This window comes from Jiangella mangrovi (genome assembly GCF_014204975.1).
Classification (GTDB): Bacteria; Actinomycetota; Actinomycetes; order Jiangellales; family Jiangellaceae; genus Jiangella; species Jiangella mangrovi.
Genome location: NZ_JACHMM010000001.1, coordinates 2,592,910 through 2,610,452 on the forward strand (window position 1 = coordinate 2,592,910; position 17,543 = coordinate 2,610,452).

Annotated in this window: 12 protein-coding genes; 8 read left to right on the forward strand and 4 right to left on the reverse strand. The window is 72.5% G+C overall.

Annotated elements, in window-relative coordinates:
* Positions 1–16 precede the first annotated feature (16 nt).
* Positions 17–1,558: an FAD-dependent oxidoreductase gene (locus tag HD601_RS12110; protein ID WP_184822187.1), complete on the reverse strand. Its 1,542-nt coding sequence runs from the start codon at positions 1,556–1,558 to the stop codon at positions 17–19.
* A 214-nt stretch (positions 1,559–1,772) separates the two neighbouring features.
* Here HD601_RS12110 and HD601_RS12115 point away from each other — a divergent pair, with 214 nt between their 5' ends.
* The 8 genes from HD601_RS12115 (at position 1,773) to HD601_RS12150 (ending at position 15,651) form a co-directional block, all read left to right on the forward strand.
* Entirely contained in the window at positions 1,773–3,437 is a 1,665-nt protein-coding gene (locus HD601_RS12115; protein WP_184822189.1) for an FAD-dependent oxidoreductase, read from the forward strand.
* Positions 3,430–5,022 (forward strand): FAD-dependent oxidoreductase, encoded by a 1,593-nt coding sequence (locus HD601_RS12120; protein ID WP_184822191.1) that lies wholly within the window; start codon positions 3,430–3,432, stop codon positions 5,020–5,022. The genes HD601_RS12115 and HD601_RS12120 overlap by 8 nt, the downstream gene beginning before the upstream one ends.
* On the forward strand, positions 5,019–8,456 hold the full coding sequence (locus HD601_RS12125) for a glycoside hydrolase family 38 N-terminal domain-containing protein (RefSeq protein ID WP_184822193.1): 3,438 nt from the start codon (positions 5,019–5,021) through the stop codon (positions 8,454–8,456). Before HD601_RS12120 ends, HD601_RS12125 begins: the two co-directional genes overlap by 4 nt.
* Positions 8,453–9,790 (forward strand): GDSL-type esterase/lipase family protein, encoded by a 1,338-nt coding sequence (locus HD601_RS12130; RefSeq protein WP_221440869.1) that lies wholly within the window; start codon positions 8,453–8,455, stop codon positions 9,788–9,790. Before HD601_RS12125 ends, HD601_RS12130 begins: the two co-directional genes overlap by 4 nt.
* Positions 9,787–11,412, forward strand: a complete 1,626-nt coding sequence (locus HD601_RS12135; protein ID WP_184822195.1) for an extracellular solute-binding protein — start codon at positions 9,787–9,789, stop codon at positions 11,410–11,412. The genes HD601_RS12130 and HD601_RS12135 overlap by 4 nt, the downstream gene beginning before the upstream one ends.
* A 52-nt stretch (positions 11,413–11,464) precedes the next feature.
* Complete coding sequence (locus tag HD601_RS12140; protein ID WP_184822197.1) at positions 11,465–12,454, forward strand: ABC transporter permease; 990 nt, start codon at positions 11,465–11,467, stop codon at positions 12,452–12,454.
* Between the two features lie 56 nt (positions 12,455–12,510).
* Entirely contained in the window at positions 12,511–13,392 is an 882-nt protein-coding gene (locus HD601_RS34745; protein WP_184829743.1) for a carbohydrate ABC transporter permease, read from the forward strand.
* A gap of 147 nt (positions 13,393–13,539) precedes the next feature.
* Positions 13,540–15,651, forward strand: coding sequence for a right-handed parallel beta-helix repeat-containing protein (locus HD601_RS12150; protein WP_184822199.1), 2,112 nt, complete (start codon positions 13,540–13,542; stop codon positions 15,649–15,651).
* A gap of 51 nt (positions 15,652–15,702) precedes the next feature.
* On the opposite strand, the gene HD601_RS12155 is transcribed toward HD601_RS12150, so the two are convergent.
* The 3 genes from HD601_RS12155 to HD601_RS12165 all read right to left on the reverse strand — a co-directional run bounded on the left by HD601_RS12155 (position 15,703) and on the right by HD601_RS12165 (position 17,483).
* Positions 15,703–16,056, reverse strand: a complete 354-nt coding sequence (locus tag HD601_RS12155) for a helix-turn-helix domain-containing protein (RefSeq protein WP_221440873.1) — start codon at positions 16,054–16,056, stop codon at positions 15,703–15,705.
* Positions 16,053–16,406: a type II toxin-antitoxin system RelE/ParE family toxin gene (locus HD601_RS12160; RefSeq protein ID WP_221440875.1), complete on the reverse strand. Its 354-nt coding sequence runs from the start codon at positions 16,404–16,406 to the stop codon at positions 16,053–16,055. The genes HD601_RS12155 and HD601_RS12160 overlap by 4 nt, the downstream gene beginning before the upstream one ends.
* A gap of 102 nt (positions 16,407–16,508) precedes the next feature.
* Complete coding sequence (locus tag HD601_RS12165) at positions 16,509–17,483, reverse strand: AraC family transcriptional regulator (protein ID WP_184829749.1); 975 nt, start codon at positions 17,481–17,483, stop codon at positions 16,509–16,511.
* Positions 17,484–17,543: the final 60 nt, after the last annotated feature.

Below are 17,543 nucleotides of genomic sequence, written 5' to 3' on the forward strand. Positions count from 1 at the left end.
TTCGTCACCCCCGTGATCAATGGCCGGCCGGCAGGATGGCGCCACCGAGCTCGAGCTCGCGCCGGAGCGCGGCGTACTCGATGTCCTGGACCGCGACCTTATCGGTGATCGCCTGTCCCGCGGCGGCTCCCACGACCTCGCCGAGCATCATGAACACCGGCTCCATGCGGGCCGACGCGAACGCGACGTGCGAGGCGGAGATGGCGGAGGCCACCAGCAGGTTCGGGGCCTCGCCGGCCTTGGGCGCCAGCGCGCGGTACGAGACGCCGAACGGCCTGGTCAGCGGCTGTTGCACGTTGCCCTCGTTGCGCGGCTGCCCGTCGACGAGGACGCGCTTGGCGTTGTGGGAGTCCATGACGTACGAGGCCAGCGCCACCGGGTCGGTGGCCCGGGCCGCTCCGGTGGCGTCGTGCTGGGTGATGACGTAGTCGGACACCATGCGCCGGGCCTCGCGGATGTAGAGCTGCGCCGGCCAATGCGAGGTGTCGGCGAACTCGCCCGGCGCGAGGCCGAAGGCGTTGGTGTCGTCGCGCACGGCGGCGGGCAGGCGCGGGTCGGTGGCCAGGAAGTGCAGCAGCCCCGCCTGGTAGCGCACGTGGTCCTGGAAGATCTCCTCACGGCGGGCGTAGCCGGCCTCGGGCCAGTCGTAGTTGGCGCCGATGTGGTCCGAGGAGAACGCGCCGTGGTTGTTCATGTCGTGGACGTCGCCGCGGACCCGCGTGGTGCGCCCGTACAGCTCGTAGCCGCCGGCCTCGACGTAGCGGCGCAGGAGCTCGTAACGGGCGGGGTCGTAGCCGTCGGGCCGGGGGAACGGCAGCCGCTTCGCGGACGTGGTGACGTGCAGCCGGAAGTTGTACGCCTGGATGCGCCGGTCACCGTCGCCGACCGTGCCGTAGGGGTCGGCCGAGATGCCCGGCAGCAGCCCGGACGACGGCCGGCCGGGGACGACGTAGGGGTCGACCGCGTACCGGAACTGGTGGTTGATGCTGTGCTGGACGCCGGCCACCGACTCGTCGTGGACCGTCGACGCCTCGCGGCCCAGCCGGTAGGTGACTCCTGCCGCCGCCAGCAGGTCGCCCTCGTAGGAGGCGTCGACGTAGACCTTGGCGCGGTACGTGCTGCCGTCGTCGGTGCGCAGCTCGGTGAGCCGGCCGCCGTCGCTGCGGACCGACTCGAGGTGCCGGCGGCGGTGCACCGCGACGCCGGCCTCGGCCAGCCAGCCCTCGAGGACCTCTTCGCCCACGTGCGCCTCGACGTCCCAGTGCGGCGCCGGCGCCCTGTAGGCGGCCGCGACGTCGTCGTAGAACGCCCGAGCCAGACCGCCGACCGTGCGCGCGTCGCCGACGTCGGTGGTGCCGAGCCCGCCCGTGGTCATGCCGCCGACGTGGTCGCCGAAGACCAGCAGCACGACCGACAGCCCGTCGCGGGCCGCCCGCACGGCCGCCGTGACGCCGCCGGAGGTGGCGCCGTAGACGACGACGTCGGCCTCCGCGTCCTCGGGCGGGCCGGAAGGCGGGAGGTAGTAGCGCAGGCCGGGCAGGGCAGGTTCGGACGTCATGACTCCGGTTCTAGCATCAGCAGATACGAGTTGTCCATCGCTGATATCAGCATCGGGATCATCGGACGTCGGTGGCGGAGATTGCCTGGCACTCACGCCTTGACACCGGCCGGGGACGTGGATGTAGCGTGACCGAAACATTGCGGCAGGCGCCACATCAACAAATATTAGCAACCATCGGCCTCCTGGCCGGCACGCGGAGTGAGGGTCAGCTGTGACGGAACTGAGAACCGATCTGCTGGTCGTGGGCGGCGGCCTCGGCGGCGTGGCGGCCGCTCTGACGGCGGCGAAGCTGGGCCTGCGCGTGGTGCTGACCGAAGAGACCGACTGGCTCGGCGGGCAGCTCACCGCACAGGCGGTGCCGTCCGACGAGCACCCGTGGATCGAGACCCCGCACGTCTCCTCTGGCTACGGCGAGCTCCGCACCCGCATCCGCGACTACTACCGCCGCACCTACCCGCTCACCCCCGAGGCCGCGGCCGACCCCACCCTCAACCCGGGCCTGGGCAACGTCAGCAAGCTCTGCGCCGAGCCGCGCGTGGCGGTCGCCGTCATCGACGAGCTGCTGGCCGGCTGGGTCTCGGCCGGTCGCATCAGCATCCACTACCGGTACGTGCCGGTGGCGGCCGAGGTCGACGGCGACGTGGTCACCGCCGTCACCCTGCGGCACACCGGCAGCGGCGACACCCTGACGGCCAGCGCGCCGCTGGTCGTCGACGCCACCGAGCTGGGCGATCTCCTCGAGCTGGCCGGCGTCGAGCACGTCGTGGGCGCCGAGTCGCACGCGCAGACCGGCGAGCCGTACGCCGCCCCCCAGCCCGATCCCACCGACCAGCAGGCCATCACCTGGTGCTTCCCGCTCGAGTACCGCCCGGGCGAGGACCACACGGTCGCGAAGCCGGCGTCGTACGACCACTGGGCCACGCACGTCGACCCGTTCTGGCCGGGGCCGCAGCTGTCCTGGGAGAAGATCGACATCCACACGATGTCCGGCAAGACCAACCGCATCTTCGAGGGCGACCTCGACGCCGTCCGGCTGCCCGACCTCTGGCACTTCCGCCGCATCCGCGCCCGCACGCAGTTCCGCCGCGACGTCATCGACACCGACATCTCGCTGGTGAACTGGCCGAACATCGACTACTGGGAGGCCCCGCTGCTGGGCCCCGGCGTCGACGAAACCGCCCGCCGGAAGGCACTGCAGCGCTGCAAGGAGCTGTCGCTGTCGTACCTGCACTGGATGCAGACCGACGCGCCCCGTCCCGACGGCGGCACCGGCTACCCGGGCCTCACGCTCCGGCCCGACCTCACCGGCACCGACGACGGCCTCGCCAAGTACGCCTACATCCGCGAGGCACGCCGCATCCAGGCCCGCTTCACCATCCTCGAGCAGCACGTCGCCGTGGTCGACCGGCCCGACGGCGAGGGCGCCGAGCAGTTCGCCGACTCCGTCGGGGTCGGGCACTACAACATCGACCTGCACCCCAGCGCGGCCGGCGTCAACTACGTCAACCTCGAGACCTACCCGTTCCAGATCCCGCTCGGCGCGCTGCTGCCGGTGCGCGTGCGCAACCTGCTGCCGGCCGGCAAGAACATCGGCACCACCCACATCACCAACGGCTGCTACCGCCTGCACCCGGTCGAGTGGAGCATCGGCGAGGCCGTCGGCGCGCTGGCGGCGCTCTGCCGGGCCGACGGCACCGAGCCGCACGCCGTCGCCGACACACCGGCCCGCGTCGAAGACCTGCAGCGCCTGCTCACCGGCACCGTGGGCGCGCCGGTCCGCTGGCCCGACGACATCCGGCGCACGCGCCCGTCGCAGACGGTGAGGAGCGCGACCCCGGTGCTGGCACTGCCGGAGAAGCGGGTGTCCGGTGTCTGAGTCCTCGTACGCTCCCCACGCCACGGCGGCCGGCGCCGCTGTGGGCGCCGACGGCGGTGCCGGCTACGACGCCGTCGTCTACGGCGCCACCCTCGCCGGCATCATGGCGGTGCTGCGGCTGCACCTGCGCGGCTACCGCAGCCTGGTGCTCGAGCCGACGGGGCACGTGGGCGGCATCGTCGCCGGCGGGCTGGTGAAGTCCGACACCCCCAACGTGGCGGCGGCGCTGGCCGGGCTGACGCAGGACCGGTTCTTCGCCGGCATCGGCGCCGAGTACGCGGCCGAAGGCCTCGACGACCCCAAGGCCCAGTACCTGTTCGAGCCCAAGGTGGCCGAGCGGGTCGCCCGGCGGCTGCTCGACGAGGCCGGCGCGACGGTCCTGCTGAACGCGCGCATCCACGACGCCGCCGACGTCGAGGTCCGGGGCGGGCGCATCGTCGCCGTCCACACCGACGGCAGCTGGCATCGCGCGTCCTTCTTCATCGACGCGTCGTACGAGGGCGACCTCATGGCCGCGGCGGGCGTGCCGTACGCCGTCGGCCGCGAGCCGGCATCGCAGTACGGCGAGGCGTACGCCGGGTTCCAACCGGCCCGCGCACACCGCATCCAGTCGTTCCGGCCGAACACCGGCTTCCCGGTCGGCCCGGTCCCCGACACCGCGCCCGGCGAGGGCGATGCCAAGGTGCAGGCCTACAACTTCCGCGGTGTGCTGACCCGGCAGGCCGACCGCCTGCCGTTCCCCAAGCCCGACGGCTACGACGCCGGCCTCTACCGCCACCTGGGCAGCCTGCTGGCCCACCGCGGCATCCCGGGGCTGTCGTCCATCGTCACGCACACCGCCGCGCTCCCGCACGGCAAGTTCCAGACCAACCAGGCGCTGTTCATCGGCTTCGACCTGCCCGGCGTCAACTGGGACTACCCCGACGGCAGCTGGAAGCGGCGCGACGAGGTCATCGCCGAACAGGTCCGCTGGCACCAGGGCATGCTGTACTTCCTCGCCCACGACCCGTCCCTGCCCGAGGCCTTCCGCGCCGACGCCCAGACGTTCGGACTACCGCCCGACGAGTTCACCGACAGCCCCTACGGCGCCGGCTTCCCGCACGCCCTCTACGTGCGCGAGGCACGCCGCATGGTCGGCGCGCACGTCTTCACCGAGCACGACACCCAGGCGCCCCACCACACCAAGTCCACCGCGGTGTGCTGCTGGAAGTACGGCCTCGACTGCCACGTCGTGCAGTACTACCCCGACGGCGACGACACCATCGTCGGCGAGGGCAGCACGACCGGCAGCTTCGTCAACGCCCCGGTCGACCTCTACCAGCTGCCGGCCGAGGTGCTGTTCCCGGCGCGGGGGAGCATCCAGAACCTCGCCGTGCCGGTCTGCTTCTCGGCCAGCCACGTCGGCATCCTGTCCCCGCGCATGGAGCCCACCTACGGCATGCTCGGCGAGGCCGCCGGCGAGCTGGCCGCGCAGTCGCTGCGCTCCGGACGGCCCGTGCAGGACTACCAGTACTCCGCGCTCGCCGCGGCGCTGGCCGAGCACGGCACGGTGCTGGAGCTCCCCGAGCTCGAGGCCGCGCCATGACGGCCGGGGCGCTGACGCTCGCCACCCCCGGCGTGGAGCTGCCGGCGTTCCAGCCCGGACCGCTCGACGCCGCGGCCGGCTGGCAGGACCACCGGGCCGAGCTGCGGTTCTCGCTCGACGGGGCGGCCGACCGGGTGCTGCGGCTCGAGTTCGACGCCGGCCACGGGCCCTGCCCCGACCTCCTCATCGAGCTCGACGGCGTGCACCGCGGCCTGGTGCACCCGGCGGTGGTCCGCGAGGACCGTGCCGAGGTGTACCGGCACGGGCCCATCGCGGGTGCGTGCGTGGTCGAGGTCGCGCTGCCCGCGGCATGGCTCGGCGTGGGTGAGCACGTGCTCGCGCTCACCACGACCCTCGACGCCGTGGCCGCCACCGGACCGGTCGACATCCCGGCCGACGCGCGCGGCGGGCGGCACCGCGAGCAGTTCGGGCACCACTTCGGCAGCGGTCTCACCTGGCGGAGCCTGACGCTGGAGCCGCCTGCTCCGGACGATGCGACGGTGGCCGTCCGGCTGCGGGCGACGCCGCTGTACCCGCTGGCCGGCGGCCAGCTGGCCGAGCTGACGGTCGGCGTGCCGGCGGGTTCGCCGTGGCCGGCGCTGGCGACGGTGTCCCTCGGCGCCGACGTGCACACGCTCGAGCTGGCTCGCCACGACCGCGACTTCGGGCAGGTCCGGGTCCGGTTCCCGATCGCCGAGCTCACCGCGCCCCTCACCGCCACGGTCGCCGTCGACGACTCCCCGCCCGCGACGTTCACCCTCACGCCGCAGCGGAAGTGGACGGTGCACCTCGTCCCGCACGTACACCTCGACGTCGGCTACACCGACGTGCAGGGCAAGGTGCTCGAACTGCACAGCCGCAACCTCGACCGCGCCCTCGACGCGCTCGACGGCGACGACGCGTTCGCGTTCTCGGTCGACGGCTCGCTGGTGGTCGGGCAGTACCTCGCCACGCGGTCCGAGAAGCGCTCGCAGCGGGTGCTCGACGCGCTGCGCTCGGGGCGGCTGTCGGTCAACGCGTTCCACAGCCTGTTCCTGTCCGGCGTCGCGAGCCTGGAAGAGGTCTACCGCGCGGCCTACCTGGCGGCCCGGCTCCGCGACGACTACGGCGTCCCGGTCGGCTATGCCAACCTCACCGACGTGCCGTCGTACAGCGCGGCGGTGCCGTCCATGCTGACGGCGCTGGGCATCGACGCGTTCGTCGGCATCGAGAACCACCACCGCGGCGGCAACGCCGACAGCGACCTCCAGCATCTGGCCAGCCCGGTCCAGTGGGAGGGCGTCGACGGCTCGCGAGTACTCACGCACTTCTCCGACACCTACTCGCAGCTGCGGTTCATGGCCGGAGACCCGCAGACGGTGGCCGGTGGCGCGCACGCGCTGGTCCGGCTGCTCGACCGGTACGAGCGCGACGACTACCTGCCACACGACCTCGCCGTCATCGGCACCCACGCCGACAACGAGGACCTCGCCGACGGCGACGCCGCGTTCGCCACCCGCTGGAACGCCGTCTACGCCTGGCCGAGGGTCGCGGTGTCGACCATGGCCGGCTATCTCGACTCCGTCCGTCCGCTGGCCGACCGGCTGCCGGTCTGGCGCGGCGACGGCGGCAGCTACTGGGAGGACGGCGTCGGCACCGGCGCCGTCGTCATCGCCGAGCACCGGCGGGCCCAGGTCGCGCTGCCGATGGCCGAGGCGCTGGCCGCGCTGGTGGCCCGGGCCGACGACACCTACCGGCCCAACCGCGCCGCCCTCGACGCCGCCTGGGAGGGCGTGCTCTACGGCAGCGAGCACACCTGGACGTGGTCGCACGCCAACGCGCACCCGCACGGCGAGCAGGTCGGCGACCAGCTCGACTGGAAGCGCCACCAGGTGCACACCGGGTTCCGCACGGCCGTCGACGAGACCCGCCGGGCGCTCAGCCAGCTCGGCGAGCTGGTCACCACGGCCGGCCCGACGCTGCTCACCTGCAACCCGCTCGGCTGGGCCCGCGACGTCGAGATCGAGGTCGAGGCGCCGGCCGGCACGCTCGACGGCGAGGTGCTCGCCGACTGCAACGGCCTGCTCCGTTACCGGCTCACCGTGCCCGACGTGCCGCCCTTCGGCTACCGCACCGTCCCGCTGGGCGCAGCGCGCACGCTGGCTCCGGGCGAGGAGGGCGGGTCCGGCCCTGCGGAGGAGCCCGGGTCCGACGACACGCGCGACGGCTGGGCACCGGTCCCGCCCCACCTCGAGACGGCCCGGTGGCAGGTGGAGCTCGACCCTGTCACCGGGACGGTGACGGCGCTGACCCACCGGCCCACCGGGCGATCGCTGCTCGACGACGCCGCGCCCTGGCGGCTCGGCCAGGTCCTGTACGTCCTGAACGGTCCCGATGCGCTGACCCGCGGCGACGACCCGCACGCCGCCGTCGCGGTCCCGGCGCACTCGGGGACGCCGCACGTGCACCCGCCGGCACCGCGCAGCACGCTGTCCGGCCGCCGCCCGGTCGCCGACCCGCCCGAGCTGACGGTCACCGCCGCGGCCATGCGCCCGGTCGGCCTGCGCCGCACCCCCGACGGCTGGCGGCTGCGCGCCGTCGGGTCCGCGCCGAGCCTGCCGGTCATCGAGGCCGACGTGCTGCTGCGCGACCACAGCGACCGCGTCGACGTCACGGTCCGGCTGACCAAGGAGCGCGAGCTGGTCAAGGAGTCGGTCTACGTCGCGTTCCCGTTCGCCGCCGACGCGCCGCGGTTCCGCTACGACCGCCAGCAGGGCTGGATCGACCCCGCCGCCGACCACGCCCCCGGCGCCTGCCACGAGTGGTTCACCACCCAGTACGGCGTCGTCGTCGAGTCCGCCCCCGGCGGCCCGGCCGTCGCCTGGACCAGCGCCGACGCCCCGCTGTTCACGGCCGGCGACATCGTCCGCGGTGCCTGGCCCGAGCGGTTCGAGCCGGCGAGCGGCAGCATCCTGTCCTGGGTCATGAACAACTACTGGCCCACCAACACCCCGCCCGAGCAGGATGGCGAGCTGACGCTGCGGTACGCATTCACTCCGCTGCCGGCGTTCGATCCCGGGGCGGCGGGCCGGTTCGGCCGCGAGGTCCGGGCCCCCGCGGTGGTCTCCGAGGTCAGCCGGCTCGACAAGTTCGACACCGGCGCGCGGCCGCTGCCGGCCGCCGCCGCGTCACTGCTCGACCTGGGGCTGCCGCCCTGGGCGCACGCCACGGTCGCCGAACCCCGCGACCGTGCCGGGCTGCTGCTGCGGCTGCAGGATCTCGCGGGCGACGGCGGGACCGTCCGGCTGCCGGTCGCCGGCCCCGTCGTACGGTGTCACGCCGACGAGCGCGAGGCCGGCCCGCTGCCGGTCGACGACTCCGGCGCGGCGGTCGTCGAGCTGCGGCCTTGGCAGGTCGTGTCCGTGCTCGTGCGCGGTGGGGAGGGTGGGCGATGAGACGGCGCAGCTTCCTCGGCGCGACGACGGCGCTCGCGGCGGGAGGTGCCATGGCGGCTCCGCTGGCCACGACGGCCTCGGCGACGGCGGCCGTCCCGGCAGCGGTCGGACCGGCCACTGTCGGACCGGCCACTGTCGGACCGGCCACTGTCGGACCTGCCGCCGGACCGGCGGCACGCCCCAGCGGCGGCGCGGCGCGAGTTCGGGTCGGCACCTGGGGCGCCGGGGCCTACGGCCTCGACGGCGTCACCTTCGGCGGGCGCACCGGGCGCTTCGTCGTTCGCACCAGCGTCGGCGGCACCCTCCCGCGTCTCCGGCTGTCCAACGTGGCGGGCGCCGAGCCGATCACCGTCGGCCCGGTCCACCTGGGCCTGCACGCCGGCGACGGCGCGGTCGTCGCCGGCACCAACCGGCCCGTCACCTTCGGCGGCGCGACCACCGTCACCATCGCCGCCGGCGCCGTCGTCCTGGGCGACCCGGTCGACCTCACGCTCCCGGACCAGGCCGACCTCGCCGTCAGCGTCCACCTCGCGACGCCGGTGGCCGGCGTCACGGGGCACAGCATCGCCGCGCAGCGCTCCTACCTGAGCACCGACGGCGACCACGGCGCCGACGAGTCCGCCACCTCGTACGTCACGCCGACCTCGCAGTGGTACCTGATCGACGAGCTCACGGTCGAGACCGGTGCGGCCGGCGGCACCGTCGTCTGCCTCGGCGACTCCATCACCGACGGCGTGGGCTCGGTGTCGGGCACCAACCAGCGCTGGCCCGACTTCCTGGCCCGGCGGCTGCTCGCCGCGGGCGGCACGCTGGGCGCCGCCGGCGTGGTCAACGCCGGCATCTCCGGCAACCGCGTGCTGTGGGACGGAGCCTCGCCCAACAGCCAGGCCCGGCTCGACCGCGACGTGCTCTCGCACCCCGGCGTCCACGCGGTGGTGCTGGTCGAGGGCATCAACGACATCGCCAGCGGCAAGGCCGCCCGCGCCGGCGACCTGCTCGCCGGCTACCGCCAGATCGGCGAGCGCCTCGGCCTGCACGGCATCCGGTTCCTCTGCGGCACCGTCACGCCGTGGCTGGGCTCGGCCAGCTGGACCGAAGCCAAGGAAGCCATCCGTCAGGAGGTCAACGCCGCCGTCCGCGCCGCCGGTGGTGTCGACTTCGACCTCGCCGTCCGCGACCCGGACGACCCCAGGCGGCTGCGCGCCGAGTACGACTCCGGCGGCGGCGTGCACCTCACCCCGGCCGGTTACCGGGCCATGGCCGACGCCGTCGACCTCGCCCTGCTCGACCCGGCCCGGACCCCCACCCGAAGCATGATCGGAGTAGGCCCATGAGTGACATGCGTTTCAGCAGACGGCGGTTCCTCGAGTACACCGGTGGCCTGGCCGCCGTGGTGGCCGCTCCCGGCCTGCTCTCGGCGTGCGGTGGCGACGGCGGCGGTGTCAGCCCGTCCGACGCCGCGTCGGCCAACCGCGCGGTGCAGCTGCCCACCTACGTACCGTGGGACCAGGTCAGCCCCGACCTCCCGCCCACGCCCGAGGGCGTCATGGCCGGCTACTACGGCTACCCGACGCCGGTCGACGGGTTCAGCTCGCCGCCGCTGTCCGGCGCCGAGCCCGTCCAGATCCTCACCAACATGCTCAACCCGCTGCCGCCCGCGGTGGGCGACAACGCGTACTGGCAAGAGCTCAACGCCCGCGTCGGCACCGAGATCGACCTCACCATGACGCCGCAGGCCGAGTACCCGAACAAGCTGGCGACGGTGTTCGCCGGCGGCGACCTGCCCGACATCATGCTCATCACGACGACGCTGGCGAACCGCGCCGACGTGCTGACCCGGCTGTGCGCCGACCTGACGGAGTTCCTGTCCGGCGACGCCGTGAACGAGTACCCGTTCCTGGCCAACATCCCGGTCGACTCCTGGCCGGCCATGGTCTACAACGGCGGCATCTACGCGCTGCCGATCCCGCGCGCCGTCGTCGGCACCATCTTCTTCACCCGCGCCGACCTCATCGCCGAGCGCAGCCTCAACCCGGCGCCGGCCAGCTACGAGGAGTTCCGCGAGGTCGCCGAGGGTGTCACCGACGCGGCCGGCAACCGGTGGGCGTTCGGCGCCGGCAAGAGCGTCATCACGTTCGTCGGCAACATGCTCGGCGTGCCGAACGTCTGGCGCGAGGAGGGCGGCTCGTTCACCTCCGAGCACGAGACCGAGGAGCGCAAAGAGGCCATCGCCCGCACGGCCGAGCTGGTGCAAGCCGGGGTGTTCCACCCCGACGCCATCGGCGGCAAGCTGCAGCTGCGCGAGCTGTTCGGCAACGGGACCCTGGCGTTCCAGTCCGACGGCTACGCGGCCTGGGACATCCTGGCCGACACCTATCCGGTCGAGGTCGGCGCCATGCCCGCCCCCTCGTTCGGCGGCGGCGACTCCGGCGTGGTCCGCGCCGGCGCCACGAGCTTCGGCTACACGGCGTTCAAGAAGGCCGAGCCCGAGCGCATCAAGGAGCTGCTGGCGCTGTGCAACTGGCTGGCCGCGCCGCTCGGGACCAGCGAATTCATGTTCCGCAAGTTCGGCATCGAGGGCACCCACTACACCATGGAGAACGGCGCCCCGGTCCGCACCGAGCAGGGCAACACCGAGGTCAAGCTGCCGCTCGAGTACGTCGCCGACTCCCCGCACGTGCTCGGCCCGCGCGACCGCACCCGCGTCGACGCGCAGCGCGCCTACCAGGAGCAGGTCGTTCCGAACATCGTCCGCAACCCGGCCGAGGGCCTGTACTCGCCCGCGTCCATCAACAAGGGCGGTCAGCTGACGAAGATCCTCGACGACGCCGAGCTCGAGATCCTCTCCGGCCGCCAGCCGATCGACTACTGGGACACCACGGTCGACAACTGGCGGCGGCAGGGCGGCGACCAGATCCGCTCCGAGCTCGAGGCCGCGTTCGCTGAGACACACTGACCCCGGACTCGGCGAACCGGCCGCTCGTGACGTCGCGCAGGAAGGCAGCAGCATGGCCACAGAGGTAGAGACCCCACCGGCGGCACCCGCCGGTGGGGCCGGGCCGCCCCGCGCGAGCGCATCTCGCCCGCGGGCGTCGCGGTGGGCCCGGTTCGGCCGCGACCGCTTCCTGCTGCTGCTCGGCCTGCCGGGGCTGCTGGTCGTGCTGCTGTTCAACTACGTGCCGCTGCTGGGCAACGTCATCGCGTTCAAGGACTACCAGCCCTACATCGGCATCTACGACTCGCCGTGGGTCGGGTTCCGCAACTTCGACGTGATCATCAACGGCGACCCCGCCTTCGTCAACGCGCTCACCAACACGCTGGTCATCTCGTTCGTGCAGATCGTGGTCGTGTTCCCGGTGCCCATCGCGCTCGCGCTGGTGCTGAACTCGCTGCTCAGCGAGCGGGTGAAGCGGGTGGTGCAGTCGATCCTGTACCTCCCGCACTTCATGTCGTGGGTGGTCGTCGTCGCGATCTTCCAGCACATGCTGGGCAACGCCGGCCTGCTGAACAACTTCCTGCGCGCGCACGACTGGGCGACGGTGTCGATCTTCGGCAACCCCGACATGTTCCTCACGCTCATCACGTCGCAGGTCATCTGGAAGGACGCCGGCTGGGGGACGATCATCTTCCTGGCCGCGCTCTCGCGGGTCGACGTCGAGCTGTACGAGGCCAGCGCGGTCGACGGCGCGTCGCGGCTGCGCCAGCTGTGGCACGTGACGCTTCCGAGCATCCGCGGTGTCATCGTGCTGCTGCTCATCCTCAAGCTCGGCGACGTCCTGACCGTCGGCTTCGAGCAGATCATCCTGCAGCAGCAACAGGTCGGTGCCGACGCCTCCGAGGTGCTCGACACCTACGTCTACTTCAACGGCGTCATCGGCGGCAACTGGGGCGTGTCCGCGGCGGTCGGCCTGGTCAAGGGGCTGGTCGGCGTGGTCCTGGTGCTGGGCGCCAACAAGGTCGCGCACCTGCTCGGCGAGAGAGGGGTGTACTCCAAGTGACCGACACCGTCATCCGCGACGAGCGCCGCGCCCGCGGCGGCACCGGGCGCACGCGCATGGTCGGCGGCGCGCCGCGGCCCGGGCTCCCGGTCCGCGGGCTCAAGGGCATCGTGCTGCTGATCGCGTGCGCCCTGGTGATCCTGCCGTTCCTGGCCGTCGTCTCGACCAGCCTCGCCGATCAGCAGCAGGTCACCGAGTCCGGCGGCTACGTGCTCTGGCCCGACCGCCCCAACCTCGACTCCTACCGGGCGATCCTGTCCGGAGGCGTCGTCACCCGGGCGCTCACGGTCTCCGTCGGCATCACCGTCGTCGGCACCCTGCTGTCGCTCACCTGCGTCACCCTGCTCGCCTACTCGCTGAGCCGGCCGGGCAGCTTCCTGCACAAGCCGGTGCTGCTCACGGTCCTGTTCACGCTGTTCTTCACGCCCGGCATGATCCCGACCTACCTGACGGTGCGCCAGCTCGGGCTGCTCGACTCCTACTGGTCGCTGATCCTGCCGACCATGGTGGGGGCGTTCCAGGTCATCATCATGCGGGCGTTCTTCCAGGAGATCCCCGGCGAGCTGATCGACGCCGCCCGCATCGACGGCGCCAACGAGCTGCAGATCCTCACCCGCATCGTGCTGCCGCTGTCCAAGGCGGTCATCGCAGTCATCGGGCTGTTCAACGCCGTCGCCTACTGGAACGCGTTCTTCAACGCGGTCCTCTACATCAACGACACCGAGAAATGGCCGCTGCAGCTGGTGCTGCGCACCTACGTGGTCGACAACGCCGCGCTCGGCGTCGACACCGCCGACATCGCCGGCACCGTCATGCCGCCGGCGCAGTCGCTGCAGATGGCGATCCTCGTCATCAGCCTGGTCCCCATCGCGCTCGTCTACCCGTTCCTGCAACGCCACTTCGCCAAGGGAATGCTCATCGGCGCCGTCAAGGGCTGAGCCGCCCCGCCGCCGTCCGTTCCCCCGCTCGGATCTGGTCACACCCCGCTGTACATCTCCGTCCTCGGCTGGACAACGTACCTCGGCCGGCGTGTACCCCCGCGCGCCCCGGTCGTCGCCGCACGCCCTCACGAAGGAGTGATCGCCATGAGCACAGGTGACCGCACGATCAGCCGCCGCGGCCTGTCCGCCCTCGGAGTCGCCGGGCTGGCCGCCGCCGGTGGTGCCGCCCTGGCGCCGCCGGCCGCCGCCGCCCCGACCGGTCCGCTGCGCCCGGCGCTGCCCGGCCGGCTGGCCGGCATCGAGACCATCGCCAGTGTCGACGACCTGCGCGCGGTGCCCGGCGGGGCCGGCGGAGCGCAGGTCTACCTGCTCGGCTACTGGGCCGACCTGCCCGGTGTCGGCGGCGGCGCGCTGTTCTGGGACGCCGACGCGACCGACTCTGACGACGGCGGCACCGTCTTCGCCGTCACGGGCACCGCGACCGGCCGCTGGCGCCGCGAGACGTCGACGACCATCGACCTCGCCTGGTTCGGTTGGCGCGGCGCCGGCGACGTCGACGACTCGGAGCGGGTCCAGGCGGCCGTCGACGCGCTGCCGCTGGGCGGCGTCATCGAGCACGGGCCGGGCAAGGTGCGCATCGAGACGACGATCCGGATCGAGCGCTCGCCCATCACGTTCCGCGGCGTCGGGCCCACCGACAGCCTCGACACCGCGACGCAGTTCGTCATCGCCACCGGCGACGCCGACGGCTTCGTGCTCTCGGGCTGCCACGGCGGCGGCTTCCGCGACCTGCAGTTCCAGGGCGAGGACCTCACCGGCGGGTACATGATCCGCACCGAGCGCATCGGCATGGAGCAGAACGACGGCAACTACATGATCACCGTCCAGAACGTCCGGTTCCGGCTCGGCTACAACGGTGTCCTGCTGCGCTCGGCCAACACCATCCGGTTCCTCAACTGCGTCTGGAACGAGTTCCATGGCGAGCAGGTGATCCTGCTCAACGGCGAGTCCGATACGTCGCGCGCCGACCCCGTCGAGTTCGTCGAGTGCGCCATCGCGGCCGGCACCGCGAACCGCGGCACCGACAACGTGATCATCGACGGGCAGGGCGGCTCGATCAAGTTCATCGCCACGGCCGTGCTCTTCGGGCACCACGGCATCTGGATGCGCAACACGACCGGCACCGGGCTGCCGAAGTTCCTCTACTTCGAGGGCGGCGGCTTCGAGAACGGCCACGGCGTCCCCGTCCTGCTCGAGGACGGCGCGCAGGCGCTCTTCACCAACACCTACATCTCCTCCGACGGCGCCGACGACAACGTCCGCATCCACGACACGTTCACCGGCATGGCCACGTTCACCGGCTGCGTCATCCGCGGCGCCGGGCGGCACGGGATGGACATCGCGTCCAGCCACATCACCATCACCGGCAACGTCATCGGCAACAACGCCCGCATGGCGCACGAGGCCTTCTCCCGGGCCGTCACCGCACTGGCCGACAACGGCGCCGGCGGTGTCCGCGTCACCGTCGACGCCGCGCACGGCTGGGAGACCGGCGACCGCATCCGCGTCGAGCAGGTCAACGGCGCGGTCGGCGCCAACGGCACCTGGCCCGTCACCGTCGTCGACGACACCCGGTTCGACCTGGAAGGGGCCGCGCTCGGGGGCGCCTACAGTGGCGGCGGGCGGGCCATCCGCACCGCCACCGGCATCAACCTGCGGGCCGGGGCCGAGAAGGTGATCGTCGCCGGCAACCTCCTCGGCCGGCTGCCCGAGGGTCTGCACCGGCAGGACTACGGCCTCATCAACGCCGCCAGCGATGTGCTGATCAGCGGCAACGACCTCGTCGGCAACCTCGTCGGGCCGTACCTGCTGACCGGGACGCAGAACGCGCAGAGCCGCATCGTCGGCAACAAGGGCCTCGAGCAGATCGACGGCCGCCTCACCGCCCGCGTCGCCGGCCCCGTCGCCGACGGCCTGTACGACTTCAGCACCCTGCTCTACCTGGACGGCCAGCGGATCCGGGTCACGCGGGTCACCAGGGTGCTCGGGGCCGGCAGCTGCAACGTCCGCCTCGAGGCCGGCGGCGCAACGGCCGGCACCCAGTCCGCCACCACCACGACGCTGCAGTCCACAGCGCTGACCTCCCCCTTCGCCGTCGACGGTGTCAGCGCACCGAAGCGGCTGCAGGTCCGGGTGCTCAACGCCAGCGGCGCCCAGGACCTCGAGGTCCAGTTCGGCTACCAACTGGTCAGCTGACCACCGGGCGGGCGGTTCGGCGGCGTCGTGGCCGCACGAACCGCCCGAACGTCAGCGGATGGTGATGCTGCCCTCGGGGAAGTCGGCCACGACCCGCACCCGGCCGCCGAGTGCCTCGACGTAGCGGGCGATGGTGTCGACCTCGGTCTTCGCCAGGTCGGCGGACTCGATGGCGCTGACCCGCTTCTGGCTGACACCCATGTCCGCGGCGACCTCGGTCTGGGTGCGGCCCTGGGCCTTGCGGATCTCGGCGAGCTGGTAGGCGGCGACGTCGGTGTCGAGCTGCGCCCGGGCCTCGGCCAGGGCCGCCGGGCTGATGGACCGCTTCGCCTCGTCGTGGTCGTAGACGACCCAGGGCCGGCCGTCGGCGGTCCGGGCGGTGATGTCCGCGGGGTTCGAGGTCACGGTCGCTCCTCCTTCGTCATCGCGTCGAGCCATTCGTCGTAGCGTGCGTCCGCCGTCGCGACGGCGGTGTCGTACCAGCGACTCCACTCGCCTCGTTTGTCGCCGCCGACCAGGAGGACGGCGCGCCGCTGCGGGTCGAACGCGAACAGCACCCGGATCGTGCGGGCTCGCAGCTCCTTCAGGTGGTGATGCCGGCTGCCCCTGATGGTGTCGACGAGCGGTCGTCCCAGGCCGGGCCCGTCCTGGGAGAGGCGATCGAGTGCGTCAGCCACCAGCGCGGCTTGGGCTTCGTTCAGACCCTTCCGCCAGGCCACGACGTCGGGGTGCTGAATGATCGTCCATCGGTCCACAGCGTATACCTCTACTGTTCTAGAACGCAAGCGTTGTAGTGACGCCGTGCGCTCAGTGCCGTGGCCGGGCGAGGTCGAGTCTCGCCGATCAGGAGCGCCGTCTCAACTCGCCGTCGCGGGGCTGTGGACGGCCGGGGTCGCGCCGCGTTTGACGGCGCCGGGCGGGAGGCCGACGACGCGTTTGAAGGCGCGGGCGAAGGCGGCCTCGGAGCGGTACCCGAGGCGTCTGGCCAGCTGTGCCGCCGTCGCCTGCTCGGACTTCAGGGCGTCGAGGGCGAGGTTCATGCGCCACGTCGTCAGGTACTGCATGACGGGCTCGCCGACGACCTTGGTGAAGCGGTCGGCGAAGGCGGAGCGGGACATCGCGAGCTCGGTCGCGAGGCTCGCCACCGACCAGTCGCGGTCGGGCTGCTTGTGGATGAGCGAGATGGCGCGGCCGATCTGCTCGTCGTGCAGGGCGCCGAGCCAGCCGGTGCGGGCGGCGGGGTCGGTCTCGATCCAGGCGCGGATGGCCTGGATGACCAGGATGTCGCCGAGCCGGGTGATGACTTCTTCACCGCCGGGGCGTAGCTGCTGCGCCTCGACCGCCATGAGCCGCAGCGTGCTGTGCATCCACTCCTGGTGCGGCAACCCGCCGACCTCGACGTGGATGGTCTCGGGCAGCGCCTCGACGAGTTTGCGCGCGGCCGGGTGGTCGAACCGGACGGCGCCGCAGATGAGCGTCGTCGGGTCGCCGCCACCGCCGTGGCGGATGAGTTCGTACCGGTCGCTGCTGAACTCGCGCTCGAGGTCCATGACGTTCGGTGCCGAGGCACCGGGAGCGCCGAGGATCAGGTGCCCGCGGCCGTGCGGGACGAGCGCCAGCTCGCCCGGGTGCAACGGCCGCGGCGGGCCGTCCTCGGGCTGCAGCCAGGCCGGCCCCGACGTCACGATGTGGAACCAGATGTGCCCCGGCATGGCCGGCATCGTCATGCCCCACGGGGCGCTCAGCTCGGAACGGCAGTAGAACGCGCCGTTCATGCGCATCTGGTGCAGCGCCTCGCCGAGCGGGTCGGTGGGCGCCCAGTGGTCCGGCATCGTCGTCATGGCACGAGTATCCGCCCGTCATGCCCGGACATCCAGACCTCCTGGACGATC

Bases quoted from the DNA above. Each gene is read 5' to 3' on its own strand.
- HD601_RS34745 (WP_184829743.1), top strand. From the start codon at position 12,511: ATGGTCGGCGGCGCGCCGCGGCCCGGGCTCCCGGTCCGCGGGCTCAAG.
- HD601_RS12165 (WP_184829749.1), bottom strand. From the start codon at position 17,483: ATGCCGGACCACTGGGCGCCCACCGACCCGCTCGGCGAGGCGCTGCAC.
- HD601_RS12135 (WP_184822195.1), top strand. From the start codon at position 9,787: ATGAGTGACATGCGTTTCAGCAGACGGCGGTTCCTCGAGTACACCGGT.
- HD601_RS12130 (WP_221440869.1), top strand. From the start codon at position 8,453: ATGAGACGGCGCAGCTTCCTCGGCGCGACGACGGCGCTCGCGGCGGGA.
- HD601_RS12140 (WP_184822197.1), top strand. From the start codon at position 11,465: ATGGCCACAGAGGTAGAGACCCCACCGGCGGCACCCGCCGGTGGGGCC.
- HD601_RS12150 (WP_184822199.1), top strand. From the start codon at position 13,540: ATGAGCACAGGTGACCGCACGATCAGCCGCCGCGGCCTGTCCGCCCTC.
- HD601_RS12125 (WP_184822193.1), top strand. From the start codon at position 5,019: ATGACGGCCGGGGCGCTGACGCTCGCCACCCCCGGCGTGGAGCTGCCG.
- HD601_RS12110 (WP_184822187.1), bottom strand. From the start codon at position 1,558: ATGACGTCCGAACCTGCCCTGCCCGGCCTGCGCTACTACCTCCCGCCT.